General features: G+C 43.8%; 12 protein-coding genes. 5 read left to right on the top strand and 7 right to left on the bottom strand.

All coding sequences use genetic code 11. From position 1 onward, the window contains the following. Positions 1 to 49 precede the first annotated feature (49 nt). Positions 50 to 2626, bottom strand: coding sequence for a sulfatase-like hydrolase/transferase (locus WKT13_RS06875; RefSeq protein ID WP_340323333.1), 2577 nt, complete (start codon positions 2624 to 2626; stop codon positions 50 to 52). Positions 2627 to 2985: 359 nt separating this feature from the next. Here WKT13_RS06875 and WKT13_RS06870 point away from each other — a divergent pair, with 359 nt between their 5' ends. Further along, positions 2986 to 4773: an aminopeptidase P family protein gene (locus WKT13_RS06870; protein WP_340323332.1), complete on the top strand. Its 1788-nt coding sequence runs from the start codon at positions 2986 to 2988 to the stop codon at positions 4771 to 4773. A gap of 52 nt (positions 4774 to 4825) precedes the next feature. Here WKT13_RS06870 and WKT13_RS06865 read toward each other — a convergent pair whose 3' ends face one another. The 6 genes from WKT13_RS06865 to WKT13_RS06840 all read right to left on the bottom strand — a co-directional run bounded on the left by WKT13_RS06865 (position 4826) and on the right by WKT13_RS06840 (position 10600). Next, on the bottom strand, positions 4826 to 5380 hold the full coding sequence (locus WKT13_RS06865) for a sugar O-acetyltransferase (protein WP_340323331.1): 555 nt from the start codon (positions 5378 to 5380) through the stop codon (positions 4826 to 4828). A gap of 1399 nt (positions 5381 to 6779) precedes the next feature. Continuing rightward, a complete protein-coding gene (locus WKT13_RS06860; RefSeq protein WP_340323330.1) occupies positions 6780 to 7529 on the bottom strand; it encodes an amidohydrolase family protein in 750 nt (249 codons plus the stop codon). Continuing rightward, on the bottom strand, positions 7526 to 9004 hold the full coding sequence (locus tag WKT13_RS06855) for a radical SAM/SPASM domain-containing protein (RefSeq protein ID WP_340323329.1): 1479 nt from the start codon (positions 9002 to 9004) through the stop codon (positions 7526 to 7528). Before WKT13_RS06855 ends, WKT13_RS06860 begins: the two co-directional genes overlap by 4 nt. A 71-nt stretch (positions 9005 to 9075) precedes the next feature. Further along, positions 9076 to 9198 (bottom strand): hypothetical protein, encoded by a 123-nt coding sequence (locus tag WKT13_RS06850; RefSeq protein ID WP_340323328.1) that lies wholly within the window; start codon positions 9196 to 9198, stop codon positions 9076 to 9078. A 43-nt stretch (positions 9199 to 9241) separates the two neighbouring features. After that, the gene (locus tag WKT13_RS06845) at positions 9242 to 9727 is read right to left on the bottom strand and encodes a hypothetical protein (RefSeq protein WP_340323327.1); all 486 of its coding nucleotides are present in this window, start codon (positions 9725 to 9727) and stop codon (positions 9242 to 9244) included. 507 nt (positions 9728 to 10234) lie between these two features. Next, complete coding sequence (locus WKT13_RS06840) at positions 10235 to 10600, bottom strand: hypothetical protein (protein WP_340323326.1); 366 nt, start codon at positions 10598 to 10600, stop codon at positions 10235 to 10237. Positions 10601 to 11094: 494 nt separating this feature from the next. Between WKT13_RS06840 and WKT13_RS06835 the strand changes: the two genes are divergently transcribed. From WKT13_RS06835 to WKT13_RS06820, 4 genes are all read left to right on the top strand, one after another. Next, positions 11095 to 12084, top strand: a complete 990-nt coding sequence (locus WKT13_RS06835; protein ID WP_340323325.1) for a Gfo/Idh/MocA family protein — start codon at positions 11095 to 11097, stop codon at positions 12082 to 12084. A 265-nt stretch (positions 12085 to 12349) separates the two neighbouring features. Further along, entirely contained in the window at positions 12350 to 14764 is a 2415-nt protein-coding gene (locus tag WKT13_RS06830) for a sulfatase-like hydrolase/transferase (RefSeq protein WP_340323324.1), read from the top strand. 258 nt (positions 14765 to 15022) lie between these two features. After that, positions 15023 to 15214 carry a 30S ribosomal protein S21 gene (rpsU, locus tag WKT13_RS06825; protein WP_021992065.1) on the top strand — a complete coding sequence of 64 codons (192 nt, stop codon included), beginning with the start codon at positions 15023 to 15025 and terminating at the stop codon, positions 15212 to 15214. Positions 15215 to 15296: 82 nt separating this feature from the next. Beyond that, positions 15297 to 16187: a tyrosine-type recombinase/integrase gene (locus WKT13_RS06820; RefSeq protein ID WP_340323371.1), complete on the top strand. Its 891-nt coding sequence runs from the start codon at positions 15297 to 15299 to the stop codon at positions 16185 to 16187. Positions 16188 to 16205 lie beyond the last annotated feature (18 nt).

Below are 16205 nucleotides of genomic sequence, written 5' to 3'. Positions count from 1 at the left end.
CCAGCCCTTCATAATATGTTTTTTATGGAAAAATACGCAGTTGCATGTATCACAGTGTGATTTTAAGCGATACGTTGTCGCCGGTATTTCCTGATACACTTGCTATGTATACGCCTTTCGGAAGGTTGTTCAGTGATATGTGGGATTTGTTTGACACGTTCATTATCTCCTGTCCGGTGGAGGAGTGAAGTGCCACGGATTTCATTGTGCTTCCGTCGTGGGCGCGCAGTGTGCGGGTGTTGTTGTCAAAGACAACGCGGAAGTCTGACGCTTCGGCTCTGTCTATACTGTTGGTGAAATAAGTGTTGTCGCGTATATCGCGAATCTCTTCTGCAGACAGCAGACCTCTGAAAAAGTAAAGCTCGTCAATCTTTCCGTGCCAGTAGTCCTTGTTGCTTTTGTGTCCTCCGATGCGGAAACCGCCCTGACATGCTTCGAAAGCATTGGTGGAGACAGTGAGGTCGCGCTCGCCGTTTATGTAGTAGGTTACGGTGCGGTCTGCCGGATTGCACACTATGGCTACGTGCTGCCAGACACCCCGTTTGAACGAACCTTCGGATGCCGGATTGTGCCGGTTGCCGAGAAAATTGTTGAAGAAATACTTTGTGTCGCCGCCTGTCGTTGGTGTTTCCAGACGTGTGTAGAGCAATATGCGGCCTGTTCCGCTGTTGTCTTTCTGTGCCATTATGATTTCGTCGCGGAAGTAACAGCCTCCTTCTACGGTGCCCGATGTCGGCACGGCTGTCTCTTCATCGTAAACCCAGGCGCATATTGTGTACTGCGTATTTTTGGTATCTACCGTACCGGTAGTATTGAAATCCAGATACTGCGCCTTGCCGTTGAGCGACAGAGCCTGCCCGAATTTACCTTCTGCAAAACTGTGTCCGTTTGAGGTGAGCGGATAATTGTTGGGCGATTTGTCGTTAAGGTCACCGTCGAACGGATAATAGAACAGCAGTTCCTTGTCCGTGTCGGGCATGTCTTCCTCGACCTTCAGTCCTACGCTTTTGGCCCAGTTGTTCCACAATGCCTTCATTTCTCTCACCTTGTCAGGATGCTCGGCTGCCACATTATTGGTCTCCGAATAGTCTTTCGAAAGGTCGAACAGCTGCCAGCCACCGTTGCGCAGCGATGTCATCTTCCAGTCGCCCACGCGTACGGCGCGTCCGTTCTCGTGCTCCCAGAACAGAGTGCGCTCGCCGTTCCATTCGCCTTCGCCGCTTATCAGAGGCAGCAGGCTGCGGCCCTCGGCTGCAAGCGGATGAATGTTGTGGCCTTTGTAGGTTGTAGGATATTCGGCACCTGCAAGCGATATGCATGTCGGCATGACATCGATGAAGTGACAAGGCTCGTCCACTATAGTGCCGCGTCCGCTCTTCATTCCTGCCGGCCAGTGCACGATGGTCGGGGCGGCGATGCCTCCGTGGAACGATTCCGCCTTCCAGTAGCGGAACGGGGTGTTGATGGCTCCGGCCCATCCAGTGCCGAGATAGTTGTACGACAGCTCGTCGCCCGGCGTTCTCGAGTTGTGCGTCACCATCTGTCCGTCGCGTGTGCGGTCGTGTCTGTCGAACTCGCCTATGCCGTAATTCTCCGACGAAGCGCCGTTGTCGGATGAGAATATGATGATGGTGTTGTCGTATTCACCTGTGTCCTTGAGTTTCTGTATGATGCGTCCCACACCCTGGTCCACGCAGTCTATCATGGCCGCATGCACCTCCATGTTGGCTGCCTGAAACTCCTTGTCGGTCTCGTTCTCCCAAAGCCGTCCCGACTCGTTGCGCGATACAGGCGTCTGTCCGGGGCTTATCAGTCCCAGTTCCACCATGCGTGCGTAGCGTTTCTCGCGCAGCACGTCCCATCCTTCGTCGTACATGCCTTTGTATTTTGCTATATCCTCCGGCTTGGCATGGAGCGGCCAGTGCGGGGCATTGTATGCAACGTACATGAAGAAAGGCTCTTCCTTTGTCGACAGATCGTCCAGAAGATCGATGGTCTTGTCGGTTACGAAGTCGGTGGAATAGAAGTCAGACGGTATTGCGTCGGTGTATATAGGCTCTTCGTTGTGCACGAGTGAGAACGGGTCGAAGTGGTTTACTACGCCCCATATGGTGCCCCAATGCTCGTCAAATCCGCGGTTGCACGGATAAGTCTCCACGGGAGCGAACGGCCGGTTGTTGAATGTGTTCTGATGCGACAGCCACGCCATCTGGTCGGCGTTGTTGCCTATGCCCTGCGTAAGCGACAGATGCCACTTGCCGGTCATTGCCGTGCGGTATCCGGCGGTCTTGAGAACCTCGGGTATTGTGACACATTCGTTGTTCAGACTCTGTCCCATGCCCATGATGCCGGCCTGCTGGGCGTAGAGTCCTGTCATCAGCGCGGCTCTCGAAGGACAGCTTCGTCCTGCGTTGAAAAACTGTGTGAAGCGCATGCCGTTGCTTGCGAGCGCGTCAAGATTCGGCGTATGTATCTCGCCGCCGAAGCATCCGAGATCGGAATATCCCATGTCGTCCACCATGATTACCATGATGTTCGGCCGCTGGTCTTCGGCCTGTGCGGCAGCCACCACCGGCAGTGCGGCAGTAGCGGACAACAGCAGTTGTCTGGATTTCTTGATGTCCATAATAGATGTTATTAATCGTGATGTATATGTAATAGTTTTATTATGATAAGCATTCCTCAGGTTTAGGGCGATACGCTTTATGTATCTTTGTGTGTCAGGCACAAAGGAAAGAAAATTGTGTCTGCGGTTTCAAAGATAAGGTTTTTTCCTGACAAAACATTCATTATGAGCCTGAAAAATGCCGGGAAGCCTTTTCGTGTGATACATTCCGGGCTGTCCCTCCACGTACGGAATGTAAGGCAGAAGACCTGACGAGATGCGGGGAAACCGTCGCGCGCGTTAAAATATATAATGTGTAAGGCGTTAATAGGAATAAATTTTGTAAGTTTGCAATAACACTAAACCAATAACGGAAATTTATGGAAAACGTCATAGAAGAAAGACTCGGACGCCTGCGTGAGGTGATGAGGCGCGAACACCTCGCCGCTTTCGTGTTTCCGAGCACCGACCCGCACGGCAGTGAGTATGTGCCGTCGCGCTGGGAGGGACGCAAATGGATATCGGGTTTCGACGGTTCGGCGGGACTTGCGGTGGTCACTATGGACGCCGCCGCGCTGTGGACCGACTCGCGCTACTTCCTGGCAGCCGAAGAACAGTTGCGCAATACGGAGTTTGTGCTGATGAAGGAGCGTGTGGAAGGCACGCCCACACCGGCCCGTTGGATTGCCTCGCAGCTGCAAGGCGCGGCATCGACAGAGATAGGTATCGACGGCATGAGCTGCAGCACGACAATGGCTGAGGCTCTCATCGCCGACCTGCGCAGGGCGGGAGGAATAACCGTGCGCACCAATCTCGACGTGCTGGAGGAGATATGGACCGACCGTCCGGCTGTGCCTGAGGGTGAGGTTTGCGTGCACAACATAGAGTATGCAGGCGAAAGCCGCGCCGACAAACTGCGCCGCATACGTGCCGCACTGCGTGAGGTGCATGCCGACGGAATGCTCATGTCGGCACTCGACGACATTGCCTGGACGCTCAATCTGCGCGGAACCGACGTCCACTGCAACCCGGTGTTCGTGAGTTATCTGCTCATAGCGCACGACAAGGCCACGCTGTTCATCGACCGCAAGAAACTGTCGCCGCAGATAGTGGCGGCGTTGAAGGCCGACGGAGTGGCAACGGACGACTACGCCAACGTGGTGCGCGGGCTGAAGAAATATCCGGAATACAACATACTGATTGATCCGGACGAGACCAATTATACGCTATATAAGGTGGCCACGGCGCACAACGTGATAAGACACTCGTCGCCAGTGCCTGCCATGAAGGCCGTGAAGAACGCCGCCGAGACCGAAGGCTTCCGCCGCTCTATGGTGCGCGACGGTGTGGCTCTGGTACGGTTCCTCATGTGGCTGAAGCCTGCCGTGGAGAGTGGCGGACAGACAGAGATAACCGTCAGCGAGCGTTTGCGCGAGCTGCGTGCGGCCGACCCGATGTACAGAGACCTGTCGTTCGACACCATAGCCGGTTATCAGGAGCACGGTGCGATAGTGCATTATGAGGCCACTCCGGTGAGCGACGCCATGTTGAGGCCCGAAGGTCTGATACTGATAGACAGCGGAGCGCAGTATGCCGACGGCACTACGGACATAACGAGAACTATTGCTCTCGGCCCTGTGACCGACGAGCAGCGGCGCGTATATACGCTCGTGCTGAAGGGACACCTGCAGTTGCAGAACATGAAGTTCCCATACGGAGCGTCTGGCACTCAGCTCGACGCCGCCGCACGCATGGCGATGTGGCGCGAGGGCATGAACTTCCTGCACGGCACGGGTCACGGCGTGGGCTCCTATCTCAACGTGCACGAAGGTCCGCACCAGATACGCATGGAGTGGCGTCCGGCACCGCTCGTGCCCGGCATGACCGTAACCGACGAGCCCGGACTCTATCTTTCGGGACGCTTCGGAGTGAGGACGGAGAACATGCTGATGGTGAAAGACTATATGGAGACGGAGTTCGGACGTTTCCTTGAGTTCGAACCGCTCACTCTCTGCCCTATAGACAAGACGCCGATAATAGTATCAATGCTTACAGACGAGGAACGGGCGTGGCTCGACGATTACCACCGCCGTGTTTACGAAAAGTTGTCGTCGTATCTCCAACCCGACGAGCGCCGATGGCTTGAGAATGCCTGTTCGCCGCTCTGACAGGCGCAGGGCGCAGACGCATCACACAATTCTGTATGCGTCTGCGCCCTGTTCATTTAAGGCTGCGTTTCACTACGGCCGGATTGCCTACGGCGAGTGAGTCGTCCGGAATGTCGTGCACAACCACCGAACCTGCCCCTATGATGCAGCGCTTGCCTATTGTCACGCCCGGACAAACTATGCATCCGCCGCCCAACCAGGTGTCCTCGCCGATGGTGATGGGGTAGGCCGTCTCCTGACATTCGCGCCGCTCCACGTAGTCCATGGGATGATGCGGAGTGTAAAGCTGGCATGCCGGTCCTATCTTCACGTTGTCGCCGATTCGTATCCACGCCCCGTCGAGCATCACGCAGTTGTAGTTTATGAATACGTTGCGCCCTATTATGATGCCGTTGCCGTGGTCGCAGTGAAACGGCGGGCATACGGCCGACGACTCGGGAATGCCCGGTATGAGTTCCTCTATCACGCTGCGGTAGTCGTCATCGTTTATAGTCATGGTCTGCAAACGCGCGCACAACCGCTTGGCGTGCACCAGACTCTCGTATATCTCGCCCTTGTCGAAACGGTACATTTCCCCGCTCCTCATCTTCTCGAATTCTGTTTTCATAGTTATGGCATTGATTTATATGCGGCAAAGATAGTGAAAGGCGAGCGCAATAGCAAAATAAAAAAATGCCGTTTTTTTTTATTTTTGATATTGCCGAGCCGCCTCCTGTCTTATGAAAAGATAGTGAAAGGCGAGAACATAGACAAGACAAAGAAATGGATGTTTATTTGTATGGGCTTTGTCGAGTCGCCTCCTGTCTTATTAAAAGATACCGAAAAGTGAGCGCAACGACAAAATGTAGAAACTTTGTTTTTCCGAATCTGGCATTACCGAACCGCATACTATATTATAATATATGTAGCGAAATGCGAGAACAACAGAAGAATAAAAAAGCGTCGTTTTTTATTTTTGATATAGTAGAACCACCTCATGTATTATTAAAATAATAGAGAAAAGAGGATACAACGACAAAACTGGAAAATAATGTCTGGGCTCGGTATAAATCTGCTTAGTATTGATCCCAATATAAAAATTGTGGCTTCACTCCCGAAAAGGCATTGTTTTCTTCTTCCATAATGAAACCAATATAGGCAACTTTCAAATTATAACCGGATTTCGATTTTTCCGCTCGAGTTTCCTGTTCTACCCCAAAAATCCAGCGCGTATTTGCGCGCGGACTCTCCTTCGGACGCAAATACGCGAATTATACGAGAATTAAGCAAAACGTTGAACGTCAATAACTTACATTCAATATCCATTCCCATGGCTTGCAATAAGCACCGTTTTAGCACGTGATACAGCCCATTTCATGGCCTGATATGCACAATATCACACCATGATATGGGCGTAACTAGACCCTCAAACAGGCATTATCAGAATGCAATTCGAACTATTCCGTACTATGGTATAGGGTATATCAAAAGACCTCACAGCCCGAAACTGCCTTTATTATATCTGATTTAACATTTCTTTACACCTCTTTTCCGAAAAATTTTTGTCAAAATAAAGTCAAGAAAAATCGTAAGTTCGTCTTCCGGGTTTTCTTTAAAAGAGTTGCTTTAGAAGCATGAAAAGATACCGAAAGATAAGCCCCGGTCTTACATTAATAATAAATCGTACGTGGCGATGTCAATTTGTTATTTATGAGTTTTACTAATTCTGAGCAATGCCGATTGTGGGTCAATCGTTCTCATAACAATGATATATGACTTGTTTGGAATTAAATACGATGATAGCTGTGCGCTTTACTTATTCCGAACTCGCGTAATCAGTATAAGTTGGAAGTATTAGGGGTGGAGCATTTCCCCGACATAAACTAAATCGGTCATTAGAATTTTTCATTGCTATGCGACACTGAGAATTTCTAATGATCGTTTTAGGTTTATGAATTTACGCAGACACACTTCTTAAAACAGTTTCAGTTTACAGAAGTTATAATTTAAGAATGTGGTAATAGAACTTAGGACAATTTAAAAAGATTTTTAGCGTTTTGATGTGATATCTTATTGAATGTTTCTGTATCTGTTAAGCGTTTTAGTGTCTCCACTTTATTAAAATAAATATTCGATATATTTATTCTAGGGTAATAATGTTTTATTATACAACTATCAGATCCCCATAATATTTTATCTGTTAACTCCTCATTAACAAATGATAATATTGTATCTACTGACATAAATGCAGTATCTACAAATGTATTTTTAAATTTCTTCATCATTGTAATTGCTTCATTAGTAGGTCTTCCATGAGCAAGTATAAAATATTGGGTGGGATGATTATTTATTATGTTTAAGAATTTTAATGATTCGCAATTATTTTTTTCACCTGTATGAATGCAAATTGGAATTTTGAGATCTTGTGCAATACTTATAACATAATTCATTACTTCATTTTCTACTTGCCAAAAATTAGGATCAAGTTGTGGATGAATTTTTATGCAATACCATTTTAATTCACTATTTAAAAACACATATTCTTTATCATCTCTTAACATCTGAGGAGTTATCCACAAAACAGGTAATGCTTTCCCGTCACTTAGTGAAACAACTTCATGTAATTCATGCAAAACTTTATCATAATTTCCCTCAGTAATTGACGTTGAAGAAGTAAGATAATAATCAACTTGCATTTTTTGCATAAACTCAGATATCATTTTTGCACTTACATTCAATTCATAAAATTGTCCTATATGTGTATGAACATCGATCATAATGACAAACAATTTTTAGCCATATATTCTTCAACAAGCCTTTTGTTAAGAAAAGCTACATCACAAAAATGTTTTGGAACTTTATACATATCACCATTACTTTCATTAAAATTACGTACTAAACAACGTGAGCAAAAATCTAACGCTTCACATGATAAGCATTGCTGAAAGTCTGATTGCGTTATGCCACGCAATTTTTTTACTTTTTCAGAGTTTTCCCAAATTTCTGATAGCGATTGATTCATTACATTACCTATCACCATTCCTTGCCAACCTGAGCAGGGATATACATCACCATTTTCTGCAATACAACATGTATTTATACCAGCTCCACAAAGTGGTAGCCTTTTGAATTTCTCAAATTCTTTTTTGTTTAATTTAATATAACTCTTTGGACGTTTCATGAGTGTTTCTTTTCTATATGAAATATCGAATTCTATAATATCACGAAGCAATTCTTCTGTTTCTTTAAGAGAAAGTCGATTGGCAAGATTTTTATTGTCAAAATCACATTGTGCCATCATAATATAATCAGTTTGTGCTTTAATATTCAAACTTTTGGCATACAATAAGACATCTTTATAATCTTTTGCATTAGCTTTCATTACTGGACAAGATATTTGGACAGGGATATTAGCTGTAACTAACTTTTCTATTGCAATTTTTGTGCGTATAAATGAGCCTTTGATTGTTGTAATAAAATCATGATGCTCTGGTATCATTGAATATAATGATGTTTGAATAATTGATACATTTGCCCTTTTTATTTCAGCAATATGTTCATTACGCATTGCAATAAGATTAGATAGAATAGAAATTCGCATATCTTTCTCACGACAGTATCTTAATATTTCTATAAAATTTGGATAAATAAAAACTTCTCCACCTGATAATGTCACATGTGAACCACCCATGTCAGAAAATTGATCAATTACATTCTTTACTTTCTCAACAGGCATATCTGAACCGTTATTCTTTTTCGTGTTTGGAATGTAGCAATGTATACATCGTTCATTACAACGACTTGTGAGTTCAAATTGGATTGACTGTAAGTTAGGTCTATTTTGTTCAGAATTCAAACTAAAAGATTGGCTATCTTCTTCCACTAAATATGGTGTTTTTTGAGTAAAATCAGAACTTTGTGTTTTCATATTACCATTTGAATATGAAAAGTTCATTTCCTTTTGGTTCAATTCTTCAATAGTATTTCCTGTTACAATAAATAAATTTCTCTCCAAATCTTTAAGGAATTCAACAAAATCAGAATATATAGTATTATAATCAGCATCCTCAAACTTTGGTAACAAATGATTTTTAACAATATCTTCCACTTCCTGTGGTTCTCTAGAAAGTGTGAGAAGAAAAATTGTTCCGACCTCATCATAATAGCGATCATAAAATGTCATCTGATTCATTATGTATCCATATCCGTTTCGTCGACGAATAAAAGAATTTCTATCTTGTCGTACAAGCATATTGTAAATATTTTTTTGCATTAAAAATGCAGTGTATAGAAAATAACTATACACTGCTGATTGATTCTTACTTATTTACTGCGTTCACATTCAAGGCATTCGTAGTAAAAACCTTCATGCCATTCAGGACATCCAGCAGCATAAGCACCAGTAGGTAAATTCTTAGCAATTACTTTTGGCTTTTTGTATTTCATAATACTTGTTATTAAGTTTTGCTTACTCTGTTTTATGGGATTTTCAGCTTCTTCCCTTTATTTTTTGATATCCGTATGGTTTTGAAGAAAAAATAAAAGCATACCCATTATAAAAATCTTCGTATTTCATTTTCATATCGTCACTAGCTGCATCAATAAAAATTTTTCCATCAAATAAACTATATGGGCGATGAAGATCTCCGTCGGAATCTTTATACCAACAATATGCATGAAAAACAATTAAATTGTTATATTTAAGAAAATAACTATCATTTTCTCCTTTTAATAATACGAAATATCTTTCGTTATCTATTACTTTTTTTATTGAATTTAGAAAATTGTCAAAATATCTCTCTGGAATCCTTGCACAACATCCAGGACGTTCATCATACAAATATTGAGTTGTATATTTGACTAGAAAGTTTAGTTCGTCTATGTGAGAATGAAAATCTCTTATTACATAATTTTTATAAGATGATTGAGATGAATTAAAATTATCATTCTTAAATAATAAATCAAAAAGTCCCATAATATAGTTTGTAAAGATTAATAAATATAATATTATTATCTTTAATAATTAAAGATTTTTCTATTTTAATAAACAAAAATAAATAAACAAGATGTTATTACCAAAACATAAATAATAAATAAAGTTAATATTTATTTAAATTCACGTGAGATTATAATAGAAATATATCTTAATGTGAGTTCGATGAATTGTAAATGCTTATATAATTAGTGATTAGCGATAATTATCGTATCTTTATAATATTGAAAAAGAAAGATTTACAAATGATAATTGCTATGCTCATCGAGAGCAAATTTATAAAATTATTTTATATGGCAGATGATTTATCTTAGCTGATTTTCAATTTTGCAAGTTTTTTTATAATAATTAATGATGTAAGAATATACGCTTAAATCTGTAATGAAGCGTATTTATCATGTGTTTAATTCAAAGAAAAGCTGTGCATCAATGTTACGAGAACGATTGATACACAGCTTGTATTATCCTGAATTTGTTGAACTCACGACGTCATTTATCAAAACGAATATACCCGCTCGTTAAATACTTATTACCGGACACATCTGCTTTGAGTTTTCCATTCACCCAGACTTTTATATTTATTAAAGTGCTCTCATCATTGCATCTTGCCTCAATTGACAATCCGTTATCTTCTGTTTTATAGATTTTATCATAGCTGCTTCGAATAACCAAACCTTTTTCAGGTGAGGAATCTTTTAGACCATATATTCTTACGGATTCGTTAGTATTGGCTTCTATGTGAACACGAACTTTGTATACTTCCGGCGTATCATCGGAGCAGGCGTAACATACTAAAAGGCACAGAAGCGATAAAATGATGACAGATGATTTTTTGAAATTAGTGATTCTTTTCATTGTACAATAGTTTTGAATTTTACATTTAGTTTGGATAGTTATAATCTGATATGACATTATGCCAATGCTTTCTTATTATATTATAAGGTAAACAGTTATGGAACATGCGCTTTGCATATTTACACACTATCGTCTTTTGCATGCTGCCCTTTACGAAAGATGGTGTATCCATATGTTTCACCATTATTGAAAAGTGATGTTCCTGTTTAAGTCTTAATCCTCATAATCAGAATTTTTTATTTGTGTGCAATAGTTGCTATAATCTATTTTTAAGTGGAAAATTGACTCTATGAAATTTCTATTTGTTTGGTTCTATTATATACTATCACGCACAACTGCTGATGAACCCTTATTCGAAAATGTTAAAAATATTAAGTTTGTTATTACAATAAGGATTTTATAATATGGACATATATTCTTTTTTAAAGTTAATACTTGTCGGAAATGTGCGTAATGATTAATTTTGTGCTTAAATAATTAATGAAAAGCAATATATGAAGAAATATAAAATCGGAATATTGGGTGCAGGCTCCATTGCCCGTGCCATGGCCTGGACAGTGGGACAGATGGAATGTACGGAGGCTTATGCCGTGGCGTCGAGATCGATTGACAAGGCACGTGCATTTGCCGAAAACCACAACGTGAGCCGTGCGTACGGTTCGTACGAGGAAATGCTGGACGATCCGGAGGTGGACCTGGTGTATGTTGCGACACCACATTCACACCACTATGAGCACGCATGCATGTGCATAGAGCACGGCAAGCCGGTGCTGTGTGAGAAGGCTTTCACTGCCAATCTTCGTCAGGCTGAGGCGCTGCTGAAGCTGGCGCATGAGAAGAATGTTTTCATCACCGAGGCTATCTGGACACGCTATATGCCGTTCACAAAGACTATAAACGCCATGGTGAACGACGGCACGATAGGTCGCCCGATGACTCTGACCGCGCATCTGAGCTATCCCATAGCACATAAGGAACGCATACGCAGGCCGGAACTGGCAGGTGGTGCGCTGCTCGATATAGGACTTTACAATATAAACTTCGCGCTCATGGCGTTCGGTAATGACATAAGCGAAATAAGTTCTACAGTGATAAAGTCGGACGAGGGTATGGATTTTCAGGACAGCATCACGTTCAAGTATGCCGACGGCAGAATGGCTGCGCTGCAGTGTAACGTGTTCTGTGCGGGCGACCGGCAGGGCATTGTGAGTGGCGACAAGGGTTATTTCATTGTTGACAACATAAACAATCCGCAGCGCGTGGACATTTATTCGACTGATCACCAGCTGGTGCGCACAGTATGCTGTCCGCTGCAGATAACGGGTTATGAATATGAAGTGCAGGCTTGTATCGACGCATTGGAGCACGGACGGTTGGAGTGTGACGACATGCCGCACGCTGAGACGCTGCGCGTGATGGGGATGCTCGACTCGCTTCGCAGGGAGTGGGGTGTGCGTTATCCGATGGATGATGACGAAGTGTGACGTCGCGTACATATATAATATATAATACGAAGCGGGCGGGTGCGACAGTGGGCATCCGCCCGTTGTCGTTCATAGGATTAGTGGGCGAGGGTGCATAATGGAGAGACGGATACAGTGATTTGCTGTTATTGTTTGTGTATGTATGTTAATAAACAGGAAAAATAACAGTGATGAGGGACAGTTGTTTTATGATGAACAGGTATTTGTCGTAATTTTATCATACCTGAACAAAGCTGATGTTTCACTTTAAACCTTTTATTTTCTTATGAATCAACGCAGAGTTATGCTGCCGGTGATGCTTGCGTGTGGTTTGCCGGTTGTTTCGCAGGATAAGCCTAACATTATAGTTGTATATGTGGACGATATGGGATATTCGGATCCGTCGTGTTATGGCGGTGACTATGTTCCTACGCCGAACATAGACCGTATGGCTGAAGAGGGAATAAGATTTACGCAATATTACACTTCGTGTCCCATTAGTTCATCTTCGCGTGCGGGAATCACCACTGGCATGTATCCTACGCGTTGGGGCATAACGACATTTTTGCAGGACCGTGCCGGAAATGCCGCAAACGAGCAGAACGATTTTCTTGATGCCTCGGCACCTTCTATGGCGAGGGCGCTGAAGGCCGGAGGATATATGACGGGACACTTCGGTAAGTGGCACATGGGAGGTGGACGCGACGTGAAGAATGCTCCGTCGATAACCCGTTATGGTTTTGACGAATATTCGTCGACATGGGAAAGTCCTGATCCAGATCCTAAACTGACATCATCAAACTGGATATGGGCGCCTACGGACGAGGTGAAGAGATGGAACCGTACGGCTTATTTTGTGGATAAGACGCTCGATTTCCTGTCGCGGAACAAAGGAAAACCTTGTTTTGTGAATCTTTGGCCGGACGATGTGCATACGCCGTGGGTGTATGAAAACGATGAGGCCAGCCAGAGGGAATCGGCCGAATCATTCTCCATTGTGCTTAAGGAGCTTGACAATCAGATAGGACGTCTGATGCAGGGACTGAAGGATCTGGGCATCGACGACAACACAATGGTGATATTCACCAGTGACAACGGACCGGCTCCTGCGTTTGACGGACATCGTACAAACTCTCTCCGCGGGCAGAAGGGGACACTGTATGAGGGTGGAATAAGAATGCCTTTCATCGTGCGCTGGCCTGGAGTAATAGAACCGGGGCAGGTGAACGAAAGGTCGGTGGTGTGTGCGGTGGATCTTTTCCCGTCGCTGTGCACAATAGGAGGGGCCGATATGCCGACCGAATATCAGCTCGACGGTGTGGATATGAGTAGTACGTTGCTCGGAAAGGAACAGGAGGTGCGTGAGAAACCTTTGTTCTGGGAGTTCGGAAAGACAAAGAAGGACCGGGTGAGTCCGCATATTGCTGTGAGAGAGGGTGACTGGAAATTGCTTGTGAATGCAGACGGAAGCAATGTGGAACTGTACGACATGAAGAACGATTATAACGAGACTCTCAATGTGGCGGCAGCAAATGCTGGAGTGACGGCAAGGCTCAAGCAGATGGCTATAGAATGGTTTGACGAGGCATACCGGCAGTATGCTGACCATATAATACGTGTGTCTGCCAACGGCAATGAGAATAGTAACGGTGAAAGTTGGACAGATGCTACAACTTTGCAGCATGCGGTGGAAATAGCTCCGCAATATCCGTCGGCACAGATATGGATGAAGGAGGGTGTATATAACGTGACAGCTTCTGTCAATATTGATAATGTTGCCATGTACGGAGGATTTGATGGAACGGAGGAACATTTGTCGGAACGTGACTGGAAAAATAATCCTGTTGTGATAGACGGAGGAGGAAAAGTGTCGCCTTTGCGCAATGTGGAACTTGAGAAAACGGTAGGTACTGTGCTCGACGGCATCATAGTGCAGAACGGAATGAGCGGTGCTGCCGATAATGGAAACGGTAATGGCGGTGGAGCAATACTTACAAGTGGGGCAAAAGTTATAAACTGCATATTCAGAAACAACCGTACTTCTGACGGTAAGAACGGTGCGGCACTGCATTGTCATCGTGGTAACGTAACGATAGAGAACAGTCTTTTTGTGAACAATACGTCATCCGGCAATGGCGGGGCGGTGCAGGTTGGAGGCGGTGTTACGGCCAAGATAGTCAACTGCACGTTAGTAAACAATCAGTCTTCTGGTCCGGGAGGTGCATTAGGCACGGGCGACAACGGCTCGAATATCAGCATATACAATTCGGTGATATGGCACAACATCGGTGGAAACGGCATTTACAGCAGTTACGGACAGAACTCCGGTAAGGATGGTGGAGGAAAAATTGTGTCGATGAATTCGGCTGTGGAAAGTGACAGCCGGAAGTTTGAGGATGGCGATGATGTGCGGCATGTAGTACTGTCTGAGACTGTTACGCCAGGTCTCTTGAATCCGGCACCGGTTGTAGGATATGCCGGTGACGGTATGACTGCTGATGACTGGAATGTGTATTCCTATTCGCTTTCAGAGCAATCGTTGTGTGTTGACGCGGGAAATGCAGGCTTGGCATCGGATATGGAATTTGATCTGGATATGCAGAGACGCTTGTCGGGCAGGCAGATAGACATGGGATGCTATGAATATGACAATGGAGAACCTTCGGAGATTTCGCAGGTCATACATGTTGCTGTTGATTGACATGTGGGCAAGTACGATTCTATAATAAACTTCAAATATATCTTGTGTACGATGATGGATGGAAAATGTATATTTGATTGGTTTATAGTGGCTTTTTGAAGAGATTATACGTCCAAATGATAAAAAGTTAAGGAGAAAACATAAAAAAGAACGTGAAAAGTTGTTGAGTTCAAAAATAAAGTGTAATTTTGCACCGCATTTTGTGGCAGTAGCCAAAATAGTATAAGTATAATATAAATAATTAAAAACAAAAATAGCATGATAATTGTACCAGTTAAAGATGGTGAGAATATCGAAAGAGCTCTCAAGAAGTTTAAGAGAAAATTTGAAAAGACAGGCGTTATGAAAGAACTGCGTAAGCGTCAGCAGTATAACAAACCGTCTGTGCTGAAGAGACTCAAGATGGAACATGCCATCTATGTACAGAAATTGCGCGCAGCAGAGGATTAAAATTTGCCTCTAAAATTTGGTAGTTTGAATTTTATTCTGTATATTCGTTGCCGAAATATATTATGATTTGAGCAACGGATTGATGATAATAAAAGAATTTTTGAACTATCTGCAGTATGAACGCAATCGTTCTGCGCTGACAGTAAAGAGTTACGGCGAGGATGTTAAGGCATTCGAATCGTACTTCAAAAATTTGGATGATCATCTCTCTTGGGAATTAGTTGATTCCGATATTATCCGTGACTGGATGGAGAGCATGATGGATAAAGGAAACACCGCGGCTTCAATCAATCGAAGATTGAGCGCAGTGCGTTCCCTTTATCGTTTTGCATTATCCCGAGGTTTTGTTGAACATGATCCTTCGTGCTGTATTGTCGGTCCGAAGAAAGAATCGACGTTGCCATATTTTCTCAGAGAAGAGGAAATGGATAGGCTGCTCGATTCGAATATGTGGGGCGACGGATATGATGATGTTTGTCTGCGGACAATGATCATGGTCTTTTATGAGACGGGTGTGCGGCTTTCGGAACTGACCGGTTTGAATAATAGGTCGGTGGATTTGGAAAGTTTTGAGCTGAAAGTTACTGGTAAGAGGAATAAACAGCGTATAATTCCGTTTGGTGAAGAACTTCGTAATGCATTGAACATATATATATATAGGCGCGATGTGGAGGTGGCGGACCTGACGGATGTGGATGAAGCTTTTTTTCTTACATCCAAAGGATGTAGATTCAGTGATGCGTCTGTTAGGCTGAAAGTCAGAAATGCGCTTTCTGCTGTATGTACATTGAAAAAACGTTCACCGCATATACTACGGCATTCGTTTGCCACAGCGATGCTCAATCATGATGCTGGTTTAGAAAGTGTGCGGAAACTGCTCGGACATGAAAGTCTGTCGACAACCGAAATATACACGCACACGACTTTTGAGCAGTTGAAGCGTATATATTCAAATGCCCATCCAAGGGCTTAACCTAAATTTAAAGGAGGT

This window comes from Prevotella sp. HCN-7019, assembly GCF_037890215.1.
Taxonomy (GTDB): Bacteria; Bacteroidota; Bacteroidia; order Bacteroidales; family Bacteroidaceae; genus Prevotella.
Note: the sequence above shows the minus strand (reverse complement) of the source record. Positions and strands in the feature narration are given on the sequence as shown.

Excerpts from the sequence above, each read along its gene's own strand:
- WKT13_RS06855 (WP_340323329.1), bottom strand. The coding sequence starts at position 9,004 with ATGCTTGTACGACAAGATAGAAATTCTTTTATTCGTCGACGAAACGGA.
- WKT13_RS06845 (WP_340323327.1), bottom strand. The coding sequence starts at position 9,727 with ATGGGACTTTTTGATTTATTATTTAAGAATGATAATTTTAATTCATCT.
- WKT13_RS06840 (WP_340323326.1), bottom strand. The coding sequence starts at position 10,600 with ATGAAAAGAATCACTAATTTCAAAAAATCATCTGTCATCATTTTATCG.
- rpsU (WP_021992065.1), top strand. The coding sequence starts at position 15,023 with ATGATAATTGTACCAGTTAAAGATGGTGAGAATATCGAAAGAGCTCTC.
- WKT13_RS06830 (WP_340323324.1), top strand. The coding sequence starts at position 12,350 with ATGAATCAACGCAGAGTTATGCTGCCGGTGATGCTTGCGTGTGGTTTG.
- WKT13_RS06820 (WP_340323371.1), top strand. The coding sequence starts at position 15,297 with ATGATAATAAAAGAATTTTTGAACTATCTGCAGTATGAACGCAATCGT.
- WKT13_RS06850 (WP_340323328.1), bottom strand. The coding sequence starts at position 9,198 with ATGAAATACAAAAAGCCAAAAGTAATTGCTAAGAATTTACCTACTGGT.
- WKT13_RS06860 (WP_340323330.1), bottom strand. The coding sequence starts at position 7,529 with ATGATCGATGTTCATACACATATAGGACAATTTTATGAATTGAATGTA.
- WKT13_RS06835 (WP_340323325.1), top strand. The coding sequence starts at position 11,095 with ATGAAGAAATATAAAATCGGAATATTGGGTGCAGGCTCCATTGCCCGT.
- WKT13_RS06875 (WP_340323333.1), bottom strand. The coding sequence starts at position 2,626 with ATGGACATCAAGAAATCCAGACAACTGCTGTTGTCCGCTACTGCCGCA.
- WKT13_RS06865 (WP_340323331.1), bottom strand. The coding sequence starts at position 5,380 with ATGAAAACAGAATTCGAGAAGATGAGGAGCGGGGAAATGTACCGTTTC.
- WKT13_RS06870 (WP_340323332.1), top strand. The coding sequence starts at position 2,986 with ATGGAAAACGTCATAGAAGAAAGACTCGGACGCCTGCGTGAGGTGATG.